The following is a 17,976-nucleotide window of genomic DNA, read 5'->3' as shown; positions in this document are numbered from 1 at the left end:
GTTGCGGGCGGTGTGTACAAACGCGACCCTTGGGTCTGGGCGCTCGAGCTATTGCCCGCCTACGATGCGGTTGCGCGAATGAAAAGCCAGCTCATCGCCCGAAAAGCGGCACCTTAGAAGCGCTTCGAGAAACCCACGCTGAAGCCGTGCGGAAGGGACATATCGTAGCGGCTCACAACCGAGAGAAATTTAACTTATGCATGCAGTTGAACTGACGAATGCCCCGTGCGTAGCTACTTTTCATTGAATTGCTGCCACTGCAGCCCCAAGGATGCCGTGCCGGGCAAGTGCCGCGCCGACGAATCCGCTACCGATCATGTCCTTGACGAAGGCTGCGAGATATTCAAATGCGATCGGACCTCCACGATCAGGTAGTCCTATTGCCTGCCGGATGACCATGAACCGTCCAGGCAGCAAGCGCAGGCCGGCCAGGCGTCCCGCATCCGCCTCGAGTTGCTGCCTTACGCCCGCAGCCACCTGCGCCCCTTCCGCAACAAAGAGGTCCACGACCGCGGGCGAGGTCGGCGCGCGGACGATCGCCGCGTGCTGCAGTTCGCGAGTCAGGAACAGATCATAGGCACTCCCTTTGCCAACCACCACGCGATGCCCTGCCTGGTCGACCTGGCCGTTCTCCATGAGCATTGAATCCTCACGCACCAGGTAACTGCCTTCGATCAGCACATAAGGCATCGAGAAATGGATCCCTTGCCCGCGCAGCAGGTCGATGGCAAAGAAGCCGAAGTCGGCCTTTTCCGAGCGGACCGCCTCTACCGACTTGCCGGCCGCATCGAACACCACTAGTTCAAGCGGCAGCCCGAGCCGCTGCGCGAGCTCCGTGGCCAGGTCCACGGAGACGCCGGTCGGAGCGCCGCCGCCGGGATCGCGCATGGCAAGGATGGGATTGCCGAGGTTGATCGACGCACGCAGCCTGCCGGTCGGGGCGAAGGCGCGCTGCAGGGCTTCGGTGACTTGCATAGTCTGCAATTCCTGGAAACAAAGGGAGTGGCCTTGCCGTTGGAGCGTGATGCCGCCACCTTAGCGTGCAAAGGGAAAGATGACGAAGGACAGCCCTGCCGCAAACATCAACGCGCAGACCAGCAGTGTCCACCTAAAAGCAAAGCGCTGATGATCGCCGAAATCGACGCTGGCCAATCCCACAAGCAGGTAGGTAGAAGGCACTAGCGGGCTGAGCAAATGGACCGGCTGACCGATCAGGGACGCGCGCGCGATCTCAAGCGGAGTAATGCCATAGGTGCCTGCCACCTGCGCAATGATGGGGACCACGCCGTAGTAAAACGCGTCATTGGAGAGGAAGAAGGTGAAGGGCAAGCTAAGGAGAGCCGTGATGGGCGCGAGGTAGGGCCCGAACGATGGCGGCAGCATGGCAAGCACGGCGTGCGACATGGACTGGATCATGCCGGTACCGGAAAGGATGCCCGTGAAGATGCCCGCAGCGAAGATGATCGACACTACAGCGAGGATGTTCTCCGCATGTGCGGCGATGCGCTGGCGCTGGTCCGACAGGCGAGGATAGTTGATCAGAAGGGCCAGCGCCGCGGCCACCATGAACAGTACCGGGATTGGAACGATGTCGGCTACCAGTGTCGCCATCAGCACGAAGGTCAGCGTGGCGTTGATCCAGATCAGCCGCGGCCGCTTGGTGTCGTCGGCCGGCTGAATGCTCGGCAACTGGCCATCCTGGTCCAGACATGGTGCGACCTCGGTGCGCAAGTGTTTGGGCACCAAGGCCAGCTTGCCGAGCCGGCGCCGTTCACCGCGACCAAGAAGCCAGGCGATGGCCAGTACCGTGCACGCTCCTGCAACGATGATGGGCAGCATGGGCACGAAGATCGCGCCAGCATCGAGATGCAGCGCCGCCGCAACGCGCGATGTCGGGCCACCCCAGGGTGTGATGTTCATTACGCCGTTGGCAATGAAGATCACGCACACCATCACTAAGGGCCGCATGCCGAGCCGGAGGTAGAGTGGCAGCAACGCCGATACCGTGATCATGTAGGTGGTGGAACCGTCGCCATCCAGGGAGACGATCAGGGCCAGCACCGCCGTGCCCACCACCACGCGCAAGGGATCGCCCCTCATCACCTTGAGCAGCACTCGGATCAGCGGATCGAACAGTCCGGCGTCGATCATGATGCCGAAATAGAGGATCGCGAACATCAACAGCACACCGGTGGGCGCGATGGACTTGATGCCGCTCAGCATCATCGGCCCCAGCTTGGGCGCGAAGCCCGCAGCCACGGCAAAGGTGATCGGCACGATGATCAGCGCGATCAGCGGAGAAAGACGCTTGGTCATGATCAGGACCATGAAGGTCAGAATCATGCCGAAGCCCAGCAACGTCAGCATCATGGGGATGGTTCCTCGCGAGGCGCCCCGGCGGCAAAGCCAGGACGGCAGTCGAAAGACGCTGACTGGCGACAGGCGTAGCAGGGCCCGCGCTGCACAAGCGCCGTCCTGCCGGCTATCTCCTTCTGGCATCCTCTAACTGCGTTTTGTTATCTATAAATGCACTTGTGGGCAAAAAAACCCACCGCACCACGACGGGTACCGCCGATTCAGGCTGCGCTCTTGAAAATCGTGTTGCCGTGAACCTTGCCACGCCGGGCACCTTCCAGATGCTCTCGCATCAGCGAAGCCGCCTTGAGCATGTCCTGCTCGGCAATCGCATCCAGGATGGCCAGGTGTTCCTTGGCCTGCACCTGGCGCGGCTTGCGGTCCTTGGCCTGGCTGTATTCAACCAGGCGGCGCAAGGAATCCATGCGCTTGACTGATTGGGCCACGAAGCGATTGCCCGACCATTTGGCCAGCGTTTCGTGGAAGCGGCTGTTCGACTCGAACAGTTCGATCGGCGTCATGGACTCGAAGCCGCCTTCGGCAATCGCCCGCTGCTGCCTGCGCAGCCCGGCCAGCTCAGCCGGATCCGCCTTGAACCAGGGGCTCAGAAGGCCGGTCGGTTCCAGCGCGCTACGGTACAAGTAGCTTTCCTCATAGGCCTGCGCCGAGTCGATCATGGGCAGGAAGCACCAGCCGTGGCCGATGCGGCGCTCCACCCAGCCCTCTTCCTGGATGCGCGACAGCACATTGCGCAAGGCGCTGCGCGCGGTCTTGTACTGGCGCATCAGGTCCGCCTCGTTGACCAGGTCAGGAAGCGCGCCGCTCAGTCGGTCTTCCGCGATCTTCAGGTAGAGCGGGTCATCCGGCTCCTGTGAGAACTGCTCCGCGATGCTCGACAGCGCGGCGGCATCGTTGCGCAGGAAATAGCCGCGGTTGTGGTCGTACACCACCGCACCGATCTCCACCAGGTAGCGCAGGGCCACATTGACCGGCGAGCGCGACACCCCGATACGTTCGGCCAGCACGCTTTCAGCGAGATGGTCGCCGGCGCGCAAGCCGTCCACGCGCGCAAGGGCAACGATTTCACGGACAACACGGGATTGGAGCTGGGATAGGTTCATGGCAAGACCGGGGTCGTCGGGCGGCGTGGCCCGCAAGCCCGGATTATCCCATCTCGGTGCCGCTACGGGAGCAGCAACGCACACCCCTGGGCGGAACTCAATCAATCTGCATCCCCAGTTGCCTGATCAGCCTGGACCATTTGTCGTTCTCGCGCTGAATCAGTGCCGCGAACGCCTTGGCGTCACCGGCCACGGGCTCGTAGAGTTGGCTGCGCAGCTTATCCGCGCTTGCCGGCTCCTTGAGGCCGGCAAGCAACGCATCGCTGAGCTTCTGCCGCACGGCGGCGGGCGTTCCCTTCGGCACCATCGCGCCCGCCCACGACGTGGCTTCATATCCCGGAACGACTTCTCCCATGGCCGGCACGTCCGGCAATGCCGTGCCCCGCTTGGCGCTGGTGACAGCCAGCGCGCGCAGCTTGCCGCTGCGGATATGCGGCAGCGCCGCCAATGGATCGGCGATGCAGGCATCCACCTCCCCGCCCAAGACGGCCACCACGGCAGGTCCGCCGCTCTTGTAGGGTACATGGACAAGGTCGATGCCGGCCATGGACTTCAGCATCTCGCCGCCAAGGTGGTTGCCGCTGCCGTTGCCGGCGGAACTGTATGTCAGCTTGCCCGGCCGAGATTTGGCCAAGGCGATGAACGCCTTCAGGGATTTCGCTGGCACGTTCGCGTTGACCACCAGGATGTTGGCCACCGAAGCCATCCACGCTAGCGGCTCAAAGTCGCTCACGGCGTAGCCGGGGCGCGCGTACAGATGCGGATTCAGCGCCATGGTGGACAGATTCACGAACGTCATCGTGTAGCCGTCCGGGGCCGCACGGGCGCCGAGCACCGTACCGATATTGCCCGCAGCGCCCGGACGGTTGTCGATGATCAGCGACTGCCCCAGCACCTCCTGCGCCTTGCCCTGCACCGTGCGGCACAGCAGGTCTGCGCCTCCGCCGGCGGCCTGCGGGACGATAAAAGTGATCGGTTTGGTGGGGAACGCCGCTTGGGCGAGTGCCGGGCGAATTCCGCCCAGCGCGGCAGCACATGGCGTCGCGACAAGAGCCTGCAACAGCGCACGGCGGCGCGAGTCAATCTGGGGATGCGGCGAGGTGTTCATCGACTTGTGTCTCCAATTCTCTTTTGCGTTTGCGTTTTGCTTTTTGTAATCATAAAATGCACTTAGGCCGAGCGCAAGACAATTTGGCCACACCCCCGGAGACGCCCACATGACTACCCCGAAAACCCACCGCCGCGTGCCCCGCAATGGCGCCGCCTATCGATCCGTGCCGGGCGTCGTCGGCAGCGCCCGCATGTTCGCCCAGACCTGCCGCATTGATCCCGCGCAAGCCTTCCAGGCCGACGGGCCGATGCGGTGCATCTGCTACGAATTCCTGCTAGCGGCTTGAAAACACGAGACGCAGCGACCATGCAAACTTTTGCCTACATCGGCTGCCGCACCACGCGGCAGCGCGCGGCCCGGGGGCAGGGCATCGAGGTCTACCTGATGGGTTCACCCAGGGAGAGCTGGCGGCCGGTGCAATCAGTCGATGGACTGGAGAACCCGTCCTATCTGATTGTCGATGCGCGCCGCGGCGTTCTGTACGCCGTTCACGGGGATGGCAGCGAGGTCAGCGCCTTTCGCATCCACCCGGCCAACGGCCGGTTGGCATTGATGGGTCTGCAGCCCACCGGCGGCCGTAACCCGGTCCACCTGTGCATGACGAAGGATGGCGACCACCTGGTCGTCGCCAACTATGCGACCGGGACCGTGGCGGCACTCCCCGTGGTCGGTGATGGCGCCTTGGCCGCGCCTGACAGCGTGCTGGCACTGCCGGGACAGCCGGGGCCCCATCGCGTCGAGCAGCAAGGCTCGCATCCCCACCAGGTGCTGCGGCTGCCGGGCACGAATCGCTTCGTGTTTCCCGACAAGGGCGCCGACCGCGTGTGGATGGCCGACTTCGACAGCGCGGCCGGATGCTGGCAACAGCAAACACTGTGGCACGTCGCCGCGCGCGAGAGCTCCGGCCCGCGGCATGCAGTGCTGCATCCTGACGGTTCGTCGCTGTATGTGGCCAACGAACTGGACTCGACGCTGACCACCTATGCATTGACGCCGGACCAACGTCTCTCGCCCCAGCACCTCGTCGCCCTGCTACCTGAATCGTTCACAGGTAACAGCCGCGCGGCGGGCATCGCGCTGGAACCACGCAGCACGACCCTGTTCATCAGCAACCGCGGCCACGACAGCGTCACGTGCATCGCGCTGGATCGCGACACCGGACTGCCGGCAGGCAGGCACTGGATTTCTGCTGGGGGCCAGACGCCTCGTTTCATTACCCTGGTCGCGCCGGCCCGCCAGCTCATTGTGGCCAACGAGACAAGCGACACCATCCAGGCATTTCCACTTCATGACGCAGACGGCAAGTGGCAATTGTCAGGCCCGCCCATCACGGCCGCGCGCACCGGCAGCCCGACCTGCGTGGCCTTCTACCAAACCGATTACCGGAGCAACAGCCAATGACCCAATCCAACGCGCAATTGCGCATCCCCGCCGTCTACATGCGCGGCGGCACCAGCAAGGGCGTCTTCTTCCACGCCGAACACCTGCCGCAGGACCCTGCAAGCCGCGACAAGCTGCTGCTGCGCGTCACCGGCAGCCCTGATCCCTATGGCAAGCAGATCGACGGCATGGGCGGCGCCACCTCCAGCACCAGCAAGGTGGTGGTGATCTCGCGTTCGGCTCGGCCCGACTGCGATGTCGACTACCTGTTCGGCGCGGTCTCGATCGATGCGCCGGTCGTCGACTGGACCGGCAACTGCGGCAACCTGACCGCCGGGGTGGGACCGTTCGCCATCAGCGAAGGCCTGGTGCAGGCGCCGCGCGATGGCTGGGCAACCGTGCGCATCTGGCAGGCCAACATTCAAAAACGCATCATAGCCCACGTGCAGATGCGCGACGGCGAAGTCATGGAGACGGGCGGCTTCGAACTGGACGGCGTGGCCTTTCCCGCTGCTGAAGTCCGGCTCGAATTCCTCGATCCGGGCGGCGAGGACGACGACGAAGGCGGTGCCATGTTCCCAACCGGCAACAAGCTGGACGCGCTGGACGTGCCCGGCGTCGGCCGCGTCGAAGCGACGCTGATCAATGCCGGCAATCCCGCCATCTTCGTCGATGCGGAAACGCTGGGACTGCGCGGTACCGAACTGCAACGCGATATCAATGCCAATGCTGAGGTGTTGCGCAAGGCCGAAGCCATCCGCGCCCACGCCGCCGTGGCGATGGGCCTTGGCACGTCCGCAGAGGAAGTCACGCGCAACCGCCCCCACACGCCTAAGCTGGCGTTCTTCTCGCCCCCGGCGTCGTATACCGCCTCTAACGGCAAACATGTAGCTGCCGACCAGATCGACCTGGTGGCACGCATCTTCTCGATGGGCGCGCTGCATCACGCCATGACCGGCACCGGCGCGGTGGGAATTGCTGTGGCTGCCGCGAGCCCCGGAACGCTGGTGAGTCGCGTGCTCGGCGGCGAGTCGCGCGCGGCCATACGCTTCGGTCATCCGTCCGGCAAGCTGTCGGTGAGGCGCAACAGGAGAACGGTGAATGGGTGGTCAAGAAGGCCATCATGAGCCGGACAGCGCGGCGGCTGATGGAAGGTTTCGTGAGGGTGCCGACGCTGCCGACGCTTTCAGCTCCCTCGGACGATCGATCGGCACGCGTCTAATATGCAACGAAGGAAACAAATGAAACTCGAACCTGAAATCAAGCAGCTTCCTCTTTTGAACCGTTCGGTGCGCTATGTCTCGATCGCCGACGTACCGGGCGTGGACCAATTGCCGTTCTCGCTGCGGATCCTGCTGGAGAACCTCCTGCGACAGGCCAGCCGCGGTGTCGACACGCAAGCCGAGATCGACGCACTGCTCGCGCGGCGCATTGGCAGTGGCCTGAGCTTTTACCCGGTGCGTGTCTATGGTCAGGACATCCTCGGCCAGGTGATGCTGGTAGACATGGCCGGCATGCGTGACGCCGTGGCGGAAGCCGGCGGCGACCCGTCGCAAGTCAGCCCCAAGGTCCCGGTCGACGTGATCATCGACCACTCGTTGCAAGTCGACAGTTGGGCCACACCGGAGGCGCGACGCATCAACCTCGAACGCGAATACGAGCGCAATGGCGAACGCTTTGCCTTCCTGCGCTGGTGCAGCAGCAGCTTCGAAGGCGTGCGGATCGTGCCACCCGGCAAGGGCATCATGCACCAGATCCACCTCGAGTACATCGGCAAGGTGGTGTGGACGGAGAAGACTGCCGACGGCGAACTCGCGATCCCCGATACCTGCGTGGGTACTGACAGCCACACCCCCATGATCAACGGCCTGGGCGTGCTGGGTTGGGGAGTCGGCGGCATCGAGGCTGAAGCCGTGATGGTCGGCAAGCCAATCGCTCTCGCATTGCCGGAAGTCGTCGGCATCGAGGTCAAGGGCGAGCTTCGCGAAGGTGTGCTGCCGACCGACCTCGTCCTGGCTATCACACAGCGTATGCGCAGGATGGGCGTGGTCGGCAAGTTCGTCGAGTTCTGCGGCAATGGCCTCGGCGCGCTGTCCTTGGGCGACCGCGGAATGATCGCGAACATGGCGCCGGAGTACGGCGCGACTGCGGTGTACTTTCCGATCGACGAGCGCACGATGGATTACCTGCGCATGACGGGTCGCGAGGAAGACCAGCTTCAACTGGTGGAAGCCTTCGCCAAGGCGCAGAAGCTCTGGCGCAGCGCGGACACCCCCTCGCCGCGATTCGACACCGTGGTGACGCTCGACCTTGACGAGATAAGGCCCTGCCTCGCTGGGCCCCGGAATCCTGAGGACAGGCTCGATCTCGAGACGGTTCCAAGTGCATTCCTCCAACACCATCAAGAGATCGCCGGTCGGCCGCTGGATTCGAACCGCGCGGTGCCGGTCAAAGGCGAGAATTTCGCCTTGCGCGATGGTGCAGTGCTGATTGCCGCGATCACAAGTTGCACCAATACGGCCAACGCCGTCAATATGATGGCCGCCGGCCTGGTTGCAAAGAAGGCCGTCGCGCTGGGCCTGAGGACACAACCCTGGGTAAAGACGTCGCTCGTGCCCGGCAGTCACGTCACCGCGGCGGTACTGGAAAAGGCAGGCCTCCAGAATGCACTCGATACGCTGGGCTTTCACGTCGCCGGCTTCGGCTGCACGACGTGCAACGGTGGATCTGGACCATTGCCCGAGCCGCTGGTCGAAGCCATCGAGCGGGAAAATCTCGTGGGCACCGCTGTGCTTTCAGGAAACCGCAACTTCGAAGGGCGTATTCATCCCAACGTTCGCGCTGCCTACCTCGGTTCACCTGCACTCGTGGTCGTCTACGCACTCACGGGCTCCTTGACGGTCGACGTCACCCGCGAACCAATCGGTGTTGGCGCCAGCGGCGAGCCGGTCTACCTCCGTGACATATGGCCGTCGGCGCTGGAAATCGCCCAAGCCGTAGAAGCCGCGTATGAGCCGATGATATTCCGCGACAACTATGCCGACCTGTTTGACGGCGGCGAGGCCTGGGATGCGCTGGCTGGTGAACGCAGCGAGCGCTTTGCATGGCAGGACGCCAGCACCTACGTACGCCGGCCGCCGTACTTCGAAAACCTGTTGCGCGAAGCCGCGCCCGTCCAGGACATCACGGGCATGCGGCCGCTGGTCATCCTCGGCGACTCGGTGACCACCGACCACATCTCGCCCTCCGGCGCGATCAGCCTCGGCACACCGGCCGCCGACTTCCTGCTTGCGAAGGGCATCGAGAAACGTGACTTCAACAACTACACGACGCGCCGCGGAAACCACGACGTCGCGGTGCGGGCAACATTCGCCAATATCCGGCTGCGCAACCGCATCGTGCCCGGTGTCGAAGGCGGGGTGACCAAGCTGATGCCGGAGGGCACGCAGATGCGCATCTTCGAAGCCGCCGAGACTTACCTGCAACGCAACGTGTCGCTCGCCATCATCGCCGGCAAGAACTACGGCTGCGGCTCGTCGCGCGACTGGGCGGCCAAGGGCGTCGCATTGCTCGGCGTGAAGGCGGTGATCGCCGAGAGCTTCGAGCGCATCCACCGGACCAACCTTGTCGGCATGGGCGTTCTTCCGCTGCAATTCGATGCGGGCACGACAGCCGAATCGCTCGGACTCGACGGCAGCGAAACGATTGACATCCTCTCTCTGGCGGACCGCCTCGATGTCTCGGGCCGCATTGAGGCGATTGTCCGCCGTGTCGACGGCACGACGAACACAGTGCCCCTGACGATCAGGCTCGATACCGGCGAGGACGTCGAATACTGGCGTCACGGTGGCATCCTTCCGCTGGTCTGGCGCGAGTACGTGGCGGGCAAATCTGAGGACCACGTATCTCATTCGGCCAGGCGTATCCATCTTGAGATCGGCGGGCTGCAGCACGAACTGCCGGATGCCATGCAGGGCAGTGAAGTGCCCAGCGCCACCCAGGGCGCGACTTTAGGCTGATGAAGAGGGAGGCGTGCCTCCCTCTTCATCAGCTCCCTTCGTTTTGAGACTCCCGTCGCGCAGCGACGCGCAAGAGCTGCTACGCGCAAAGCAAAAGCAACAGATATCGATCCGGGAAATGATGGGAGCCAAGGGTGGCAGGTCGGCACAGCAGCAATGGCGACACAGATATGTCCGCTTCACCGATGAGCTGCCATCCAGCCTGCGCTGGCCGAACGGCCGGTGAGGGGTGGCTACCGGTCATCCAGATAGAGGTGGGCGACCAATGCGTCGGTAACCCTATCCATGGTCGTTTGCCGGGTCAGCGCGCGCAGTCCAATCCAAAGGCGGCTACTTCAATCGGCGAGCGGAGTTGCCGGAAGCAGGAATCGGGCGGCACTTCAAGCCGCGATCATCACGATGTGTGCTTGGATCTTTCCGTTGATGGGACCAGGTCCGAACTTCTCGGTCATCGCGGCAGTGCATACGTCTGTGGCGCTTGACAATGCATTGGGGCCAACTGCTTCGATCTCATTGCGCAAGGGCGTTCCCTGGCAGTAAGCGATCGCCGGGATGCGGCCAGAGGCTGCGTGACTTCGTGAGGCGACGGTCTCGAACTTGGCTTCCGTAATGAAGCCACCGAGCCGCAGGTCCTGCTCGATACTCAGCCGTTCGTGGTACCCATGTGGCGTTCGGGCCAGGAACGCTGGGGGAGCTGCGGGAAAGAGGCCAGCCAGGGCGTTCGTGACGACGTGCGCGAACTCGTTTTCCTCGATCCGATCCCAAACGTTGAAGAGGTACATGCCGCCTGGCGCCAGTACGCGACGGGCCTCGGCGAATGCCCTTGGTTTTTCGGGAAAGAACATGACGCCAAACTGGCACACAACCAAGTCAAACTGGCCGTCTTCGAACGGCAATTGCATTGCATCTGCTTGACGCCACTCCACCGGTCGGGATCCAGCGACGGCCTGAGCGCGATCGAGCATCGGCTGGTTCAGGTCCGTCGCCACGATGGCGGTGCTGCGGGGCAATGCACTCGCCAGCGCCCGTGTCACCACGCCCGTGCCGGCCGCGATCTCGAGCACCTTCTTCGGATGCCACGACGCCACCCGGCCGGCGAGGTCGGCCGCATACGACTCGAAGATCAACGGCACCAGGTACGTGTCATAGAGTTCCGGAATTGAGCCGGCGAAGACCTTGTCAGTCCTATGCGCGTCCATCGAATGCAACCTCCATCTGGGGAGTCCGCCGGACCGGGATGCTGGTAGGATTCATCATAGCGGTGCCCGAGGGGCCGCCGACGATCCTGGTCAGCGTGGATTGGCAGGCTGTATCATTGACGATACCTGCCGAACCGGCTGAGCAGGATAACTCCCTCAAAGCGCCGATCGTTGGCTGAGACCGCTCCTGTTAAAAAAAAAAGAGGACCTCACTATGCGCGGCTCCCGTTTTGCCGGCTTCCTCGGCATCTACTGCGTCTGTGCCTTCGCCCAGGGGGAGCTGCCCATCTCCGACACAGGCTGGTTCGAGCCCGCCCGCGTTGGCGTCTCTCTTGGCGTAGCTCCTGAATCCACCCTCGCCCGCATTGAGGCCCGCTGGGACCTGCGGCAAGATCTCTGGTCCTCCGCGACACGGTCGGTCAGACTGCGCTTGGGACTGGAGGCCTCCGCCGGCGCCTGGGATCCGCATGGCGGCAGCAGCGGCGCGATGGGTGACATCGGATTGACCCCCGTCTTTCGCCTGCAGGGTGCCGGCCCCGCGGCACTCTTCGCGGACTTTGGCATCGGCGCCCACCTGCTTTCGCGCACGCGTATCTCGGATTCGGCCGTCTTCTCCTCCGCGTTCCAGTTCGGCGATCGCATCGCCATCGGCTATCACTTCGATGATGTCGTGAGATCCGAACTTGCGCTCCGCCTGCAGCATTTCTCCAACGGCCGAATCAAGAGGCCCAACCCCGGCATCAACTTCCTCCTCCTGCAGTACTCGGCGCAGTTTTGACTAAGCCAGCGTTCGGGCTCGGCCTGCTGAAGGCCCAGGGAGCGCCGAACTGCAACAGTCGCACATCGTAGGCCGTCACAGGGCAAGGGCTGTCACTCCCGTAATCCTCCCCAGGGCGATGACTATGCAACGCAAGACCCAGCACCATTTCGCGCGGCACTCAACGGCCTGCCATGCCCGACATCGTCAGAGCAGTTTGCATGCCTCGTCGAATTCCAGCCGGGGGCTGCGTGGAAGCAATTTGCCGGGATCGCCGTAGCCCAGATTGCACAGGAAGTTCGATTTCACGTGACTGTCCGGGAAGTGCTCGAGCTGGAAGGCATTCGCCTTCGCGTCCGCGGGAAAGAATTCGTGATCGACCTTGGCATTGTCGAAGCCGGACATCGGTCCGCAGTCCAGCCCCAGCGAGCGAGCGGCGATCATGAAGTACGCGCCTTGCAGGGAACTGTTTCGCCTCGCGGTAACCCCGGCGAGTTCCGGTGTGTCGGCGAACCACGAACGCGCATCCGTATGTGGAAACAATTTGGGCAGAAGCTCATAGAACTTTACGTCGTACGCAATGATGGCGGTGACCGGTGCGGCCATGGTCTTCTCCACATTGCCCGGTGCCAGCGCGGGCAGCAGGCGCTCTTTGGACTCTGGGGTTCTCAGGAACAAAATACGCGCGGGACAACAATTGGCACTGGTGGGTCCCCATTTCATCAGGTCGTAGAGCTGCCGCAAGGTCTCGTCGGTCACCGGCTGATTCAGCCACGCGTTGTGCGTGCGTGCATCGCGAAACAGCAGATCCATGCCTTCCTCACTCAAGCGCTTGCTCATTGTCATCTCCTTGAAACAGGATTGGACCATGTGGCCACCCGGCCGGGCCACTGGCGCTCCTACTGACGCTGCTGTTTAGCATAGGTGGCTCAACGCCCAGCCGCGCCGGTTTTTGTATAAATTCGCAAGGCTTGGCGCCACGCATCATCTTGCGTCAATTCCGGCAGGAGTCCGGGTATCGAGAAAGCCACTTGAATCGGGTCGAGAGTCGGGCGAGGCCGGCTTCGCTGGCGGCCGCGGCGCTAGCCGGCCTGTCAGATCCGTCCGGTCGATGTCATCACCTGTTGAGATGACGTTTGGCGATTGCAAATCGATGCCAACCGCGGCACTCCTCCATGGGTCAGCCAACCTTATCCTTGCTGGATTGATGGCAGGGTGCGTCACGCTGAGTGGAACCTATCGCGTCACTGCCATGGGTGCCAACGGCAACGACTTGGCCCGAGGGGTTGATGCTCACTGAATATGGAAACGGCATTTGCGCAACGCGCAATGCGTTGTGCTTCCTGGACCCCAAGGCAACCATTCATATCACTGACATCAGACATCAACGCCGGAAGGCCGCTGGCAGGCGAAAGCCCTCACAGGTGCCGGTGACGAATTCTACGAACAGTTGCTGATGCGCGTCATATCGGCCAGCTTACCGGCTCGGACGCGGGAGCGCTCTTCAATGACAAGCGAAGGCAACCTGAAGTGTGAACGTTCTCGGCTGTAAAGCTCGATCGTGACACGGATGGAAATTGTTGGGCAATGGCAAAGCCGGGGATGGAGGCATGAATAATTATCCTTACTGGCGAGTGCTACGGAACGTCCTTGGAATTTGTTATGAAAAAAGCTATCTCGGTAGTGAATAAATATCCTATGTAAATAAGACTAATTGTCTTAGGAAGTTTCTCTGTTGATGATCGGAAAATTCATATTTTCTTCCAACTTGCCTTCCGATTCCCGCTTCGGCGCTATAGTCCGCCTCTCTGGGCTCCCTGGAAATCAATAACCGTACTTGCACGCTGGCGCGCGGCAGTGCGCGGCTAACTTGCTCTCGAAGAGTGGCGCGTATTCGGAAATCCGGATATCGGAGGTTCGAGAACGTTATTCCAGAAAATGTCCTGGGACGACGGAATTATGAACTTGAAACTTGACGAACGCCGGTTGTGAGCCACACGGATTCGAATGTCATTGAGACGATCGACGCGCTTGGTCGCTAATCGACTTTTCGTTCAGCACCCCGGGTGTTCATTCCTGTCCTCCCAGAGGTTGTCTGTCATGGCATAGGCGCCTGGGGGCTGTGCTGTTGCTGTTTTCCATGGTGACCTCGGCGCAAGTACCCAACGCCGGGCAGTTTGTGCGCGATATGGAGAGTGTCCGCTCGAACCTGCCCGTCCGTTGTACCTGATCTGCTGGGAGCAGCAGAGTTTTCGACTGAAGAGGATCTATGATGAACAAGAGCTATGCATTGGTTTGGAACCGGGCATTGGGTTGCTGGAATGTCGCCAGCGAACTCACCCGTCGCCGTAGCAAGGCGGGCCGTGGCAAGGTGGTGATCGCGGCCGGCATATCGCTGCTGGGCCTGCTAGGGCAGGCGCCGGCGTTTGCCCTGCCGACTGGTTCGACGGTGGTCTCGGGTAGCGGGACCATTCAGAACAATGGCCAGCAGATGACCATCGATCAGCGCAGCGACAAGCTGGTCACCAACTGGAACGAATTCAGTGTGGGCGCCGCCGAAAGCGTCACGTTCCGCCAGCCCGGCAGCAACTCGATCGCCCTCAACCGGGTGATTGGCAACAACGGTAGCGATATTCAGGGTCGCATTGACGCCAATGGCAAGGTGTTCCTGGTCAACCCCAATGGCGTGGTGTTCGGCAAGACCGCCCAGGTCAACGTTGGCGGCCTGGTGGCTTCGACGCAGAACATCAGTGATAAGGACTTCGTCGACGGCGACTACCGCTTCGCCGGCCGTTCCACCGCCGCCGTGAGCAACGCCGGTACGCTCACGGCCGCCGAAGGTGGCAGCGTGGCGCTGCTGGGTGCCCGGGTCAGCAACAATGGCGTTATCCAGGCGCAGATGGGCAGCGTGGCGCTCGGCGCGGGCAATGACTTCAGCATCAACTTCGACGGCAACGGCCTGCTCAACCTGCAGGTGAACAGCGCCGCGGTGGACGCCCTGGCGCAGAACGGCGGCCTGCTGAAGGCCGACGGCGGGCAGGTGCTGATGACCGCCAGAGGCGCTGACAGCCTGCTGAAGACGGTGGTCAACAACGAGGGCACCATCGAAGCCAGGACCCTGCAGAGCAAGAGCGGCAGAATCACGCTGGACGGCGGCGATGCGGGTATCGTCCGGGTAGCGGGCAGGCTGGATGCCAGCGCACTGGGCGGCCAGGGCAATGGCGGTGTGTTGGAAAGCCATGGTGCCAGGGTGGAGGTCCAACTCGCGACTCAGGTGGACACCCGCGCAGACGGGGGACAGACCGGCACCTGGAAGATTCGTTCAAAGGGGGTGAGCGTGGCCGAGACGGCGAGCCCGGCTGGCACCGGCTCGGTTGCTCAGTCGCCCAACCTGGTCATCAACGGAGGCATCAGCGGTAACGTAGGGGTGAATGGACAAGGCGCCTCGAATGGCAGCAGCGGCCCGACCTTGCGGACCGATACGCTGTCGAGCAACCTGGCCACGACCAATATCGAGCTGGCCAGCAGCGAAGGCAATCTGTCGGTTGACGGACCGGTGTCCTGGGACAGCGGCAACAAGCTGGGCCTGACCGCCGAGCGCGGCGACTTGCTCGTGAACGGCGCGCTGAAGGCCAGTGGCGCCAATGCCGGCCTGGCGTTGAGTGCCGGACGGGGTGACGTCCAGCTGAACGACAATGTCGCGCTCACCGGGGAGAAGGCCAGCCTGGCATTGAACTACGGCAAGAACGGCTATTTCCTCAAGGACGGCAAGGCGGTGACGCTGTCCGGCAAGGGTGCCAGCTTCAGCGCCAACGGCCAATCCTACGAGGTGGTGCAGAACCTGGCGCAATTGCGCCAGATCGAGGCCAACATGGCTGGCCGCTATGTCCTGGGCAACAGGATCGCCGGCAATAACGCCAGCTTCCGATCGATTGGCAATGGTAACGCCCTCACCGGCACCCTCGATGGCCTGGGCAACACCATCAGCGATCTCTCGGTCTACGGTACCAGCGCCTTTGTCGGACTGTTCGATGCGAACTTGGGACAGATCAGCAACCTGAACCTCGACCGTCTCTCGGTCAGCGGGGCAGCGTCCACTCACCGCAATACCCAGGTCGGCACGCTCGCCGGTGTCAACCTGGGCACCATCTACAACGTCAAGGCCAAGGATGTCCGCGTCACCGGCGCATCCCATGCCAACACCCTCGGCGGGCTCGTTGGCTTGAACCAGGGCGGCAAAATCGACAGCGCCTCGGTTAGCGGTCAAGTGATCGGTGATCGGTACACCCGCGCGATGGGGGGCCTGGTGGGCGCGAACGTCGCCGATGATATTGGCATCGCGAAGATAACCAACAGCCGCGCGGACACCTCCCTGTCAGGCTACATGTCGAACGATCCTTCAGCCTACGGCGCGGGCGGCCTGGTCGGCAGGAACCACGGCGGGCAGATCAGCAACTCGTCCAGCCATGGGTCCATCGCGGTCTCGGGTGTCTCCATGAACGTCGGCGGTCTGGTCGGTCTCAACACCGCCTATGGCAACATCAAGAACTCCTCCTCCACAGCCAGCGTTTCGGGCGGCCGCTATACGGTGCTCGGGGGGCTGGTCGGCCTCAACCACTTTGGTTCGGTGACCAACTCCACGGCCAGCGGTGATGTGAATGGCCTCGGTGCGATAGCGATCGGCGGCCTGGTCGGGCTGAACAACTACGGCTCCATCGCCAACGCCTCGGCCAGTGGCCAGGTAGCCGACAACATCAGCTTCAACGTCGGTGGCCTGGTTGGCCGGAACAATAATGGCAGTATCTCCAGCTCCTCGGCCTCCGGTACGGTGAAGGGCGGTGCCAACGCATCTGTCGGCGGTCTGGTTGGCCATAACAACGGCAGTATCCAGAGTGCTTCCGTCACGGGTACGACTTCGGGTGGCTACAACAGCAAAGTCGGCGGCCTGGTCGGTTTCAACGAAAAGGGCTCGGTCACCGGCTCCTCGGCCGATGGTCGTGTGGATGGTTCCTCGACCCGCGCGATTGGTGGTTTGGTCGGGCATAACCAGAGCGGCTCCATCGTCAGTTCCTCGGCCAGCGGCGCGGTACGGGACGACACCGGCCTCAATCTGGGTGGCCTGATTGGCCGCAACGATGGCGGCGAGGTCCGCGCGGCCTCGGCCACCGGCGCGGTGACCGGCGGCGCCAACGCTTTCGTCGGTGGCCTGGTGGGTCATAACAGCGGCGGTACCCTACAGGCCGTTTCGGCCGAGGGCAGGAGCGTGGCGGGCACCAACAGCCGGGTCGGCGGACTGGTGGGCCATAACCAGGGCACACTGCGTACGGTGTCGGCCAGCGGCGATGTCTCCGCCGGGGAAGGTAGCCGCGTGGGGGGGCTGGTCGGCGAACTGATCGGCAAGGTCGATTCGGCTTCGGCCACTGGCAATGCCAAGGGTGGCGATGGCAGCCGCGTGGGTGGCCTGGTCGGGGTGAACGCTGGCCAGATCACCTCATCCTCGGCCTCCGGTACCGTCAGTGGCGGTTACGGCGCGGGTCTGGGTGGCCTGGTCGGCCTGAACGCCGGCTCCGTTCGTCTGTCGTCAGCCAGCGGCAAGATCGATGGCTCCCCATCTTACGGGCAGATCTATGGCGGCCTGATCGGCATGAACGTGGGGCCAGGCCGGCAATCCCTCAACAGCGTTTCCGGAGAGGCGGCCAAGGTGCGGCTGATCGGCAATCAGTTCTAACGTCGAATCCCTTCGTTAAGAACACCGCATAGGCCACCGGCCTGCCATGCACAAACATGGCAGGCCGGTGTTTTTTTATGCCGGCACAAGCTCATTCTGGGCAACCGGCCCATGAGGCGCGTCACCAGACCTGCGGTATCGAGTTCATGCACGCGGCTGAACCTGGTGACCCCCGGGACGGCCAAGGGGCGACCCATGCTCACGACGCGTTTTGACATCCTCCCCTCCCTCAGCCTTCGGCTGCCGCGCTTTGCGCGGAAAGGGAGGGGATTCCTGCGGCGCTCAGGGGCAGCATGGAGCTGCTCA

11 protein-coding genes and 1 pseudogene are annotated in these 17,976 nt (G+C 62.9%); 6 read left to right on the top strand and 6 right to left on the bottom strand.

From position 1 onward, the window contains the following. Positions 1–240: 240 nt before the first annotated feature. From ACYP5B_RS45705 to ACYP5B_RS45690, 4 genes are all read right to left on the bottom strand, one after another. Positions 241–975 (bottom strand): ABC transporter substrate-binding protein, encoded by a 735-nt coding sequence (locus ACYP5B_RS45705; protein ID WP_400099544.1) that lies wholly within the window; start codon positions 973–975, stop codon positions 241–243. Between the two features lie 60 nt (positions 976–1,035). Then, positions 1,036–2,370 carry a CitMHS family transporter gene (locus tag ACYP5B_RS45700; RefSeq protein ID WP_459573987.1) on the bottom strand — a complete coding sequence of 445 codons (1,335 nt, stop codon included), beginning with the start codon at positions 2,368–2,370 and terminating at the stop codon, positions 1,036–1,038. A gap of 206 nt (positions 2,371–2,576) precedes the next feature. Next, positions 2,577–3,476: a GntR family transcriptional regulator gene (locus ACYP5B_RS45695; RefSeq protein WP_459573986.1), complete on the bottom strand. Its 900-nt coding sequence runs from the start codon at positions 3,474–3,476 to the stop codon at positions 2,577–2,579. A gap of 97 nt (positions 3,477–3,573) precedes the next feature. Further along, complete coding sequence (locus ACYP5B_RS45690) at positions 3,574–4,584, bottom strand: Bug family tripartite tricarboxylate transporter substrate binding protein (protein ID WP_459573985.1); 1,011 nt, start codon at positions 4,582–4,584, stop codon at positions 3,574–3,576. 109 nt (positions 4,585–4,693) lie between these two features. On the opposite strand from ACYP5B_RS45690, the gene ACYP5B_RS45685 reads away from it, so the two are divergent. From ACYP5B_RS45685 to acnA, 4 genes and pseudogenes are all read left to right on the top strand, one after another. Beyond that, complete coding sequence (locus ACYP5B_RS45685; protein ID WP_459573984.1) at positions 4,694–4,873, top strand: hypothetical protein; 180 nt, start codon at positions 4,694–4,696, stop codon at positions 4,871–4,873. A gap of 20 nt (positions 4,874–4,893) precedes the next feature. Continuing rightward, positions 4,894–5,988 (top strand): lactonase family protein, encoded by a 1,095-nt coding sequence (locus ACYP5B_RS45680; RefSeq protein ID WP_459573983.1) that lies wholly within the window; start codon positions 4,894–4,896, stop codon positions 5,986–5,988. Further along, positions 5,985–7,189, top strand: a pseudogene (prpF, locus tag ACYP5B_RS45675) (2-methylaconitate cis-trans isomerase PrpF). The gene ACYP5B_RS45680 and the pseudogene prpF overlap by 4 nt, the downstream one beginning before the upstream one ends. 19 nt (positions 7,190–7,208) lie before the next feature. Next, complete coding sequence (gene acnA, locus ACYP5B_RS45670) at positions 7,209–9,986, top strand: aconitate hydratase AcnA (protein ID WP_459573982.1); 2,778 nt, start codon at positions 7,209–7,211, stop codon at positions 9,984–9,986. Between the two features lie 380 nt (positions 9,987–10,366). Here the strand turns inward: acnA and ACYP5B_RS45665 are convergent, their stop codons facing one another. Then, entirely contained in the window at positions 10,367–11,185 is an 819-nt protein-coding gene (locus tag ACYP5B_RS45665; RefSeq protein WP_459573981.1) for a class I SAM-dependent methyltransferase, read from the bottom strand. Positions 11,186–11,399: 214 nt separating this feature from the next. Between ACYP5B_RS45665 and ACYP5B_RS45660 the strand changes: the two genes are divergently transcribed. Continuing rightward, positions 11,400–11,963 carry an acyloxyacyl hydrolase gene (locus ACYP5B_RS45660; RefSeq protein WP_459573980.1) on the top strand — a complete coding sequence of 188 codons (564 nt, stop codon included), beginning with the start codon at positions 11,400–11,402 and terminating at the stop codon, positions 11,961–11,963. A 186-nt stretch (positions 11,964–12,149) separates the two neighbouring features. Here ACYP5B_RS45660 and ACYP5B_RS45655 read toward each other — a convergent pair whose 3' ends face one another. Then, positions 12,150–12,782, bottom strand: a complete 633-nt coding sequence (locus tag ACYP5B_RS45655; RefSeq protein WP_459573979.1) for a malonic semialdehyde reductase — start codon at positions 12,780–12,782, stop codon at positions 12,150–12,152. Between the two features lie 1,429 nt (positions 12,783–14,211). Here ACYP5B_RS45655 and ACYP5B_RS45650 point away from each other — a divergent pair. Continuing rightward, a complete protein-coding gene (locus tag ACYP5B_RS45650; protein ID WP_459573978.1) occupies positions 14,212–17,670 on the top strand; it encodes a GLUG motif-containing protein in 3,459 nt (1,152 codons plus the stop codon). Positions 17,671–17,976 lie beyond the last annotated feature (306 nt).

This window comes from Cupriavidus sp. 8B (genome assembly GCF_054589115.1).
The sequence above is the reverse complement of the archived record's forward strand: the minus strand, read 5'-3'. Positions and strand labels throughout refer to the sequence as shown.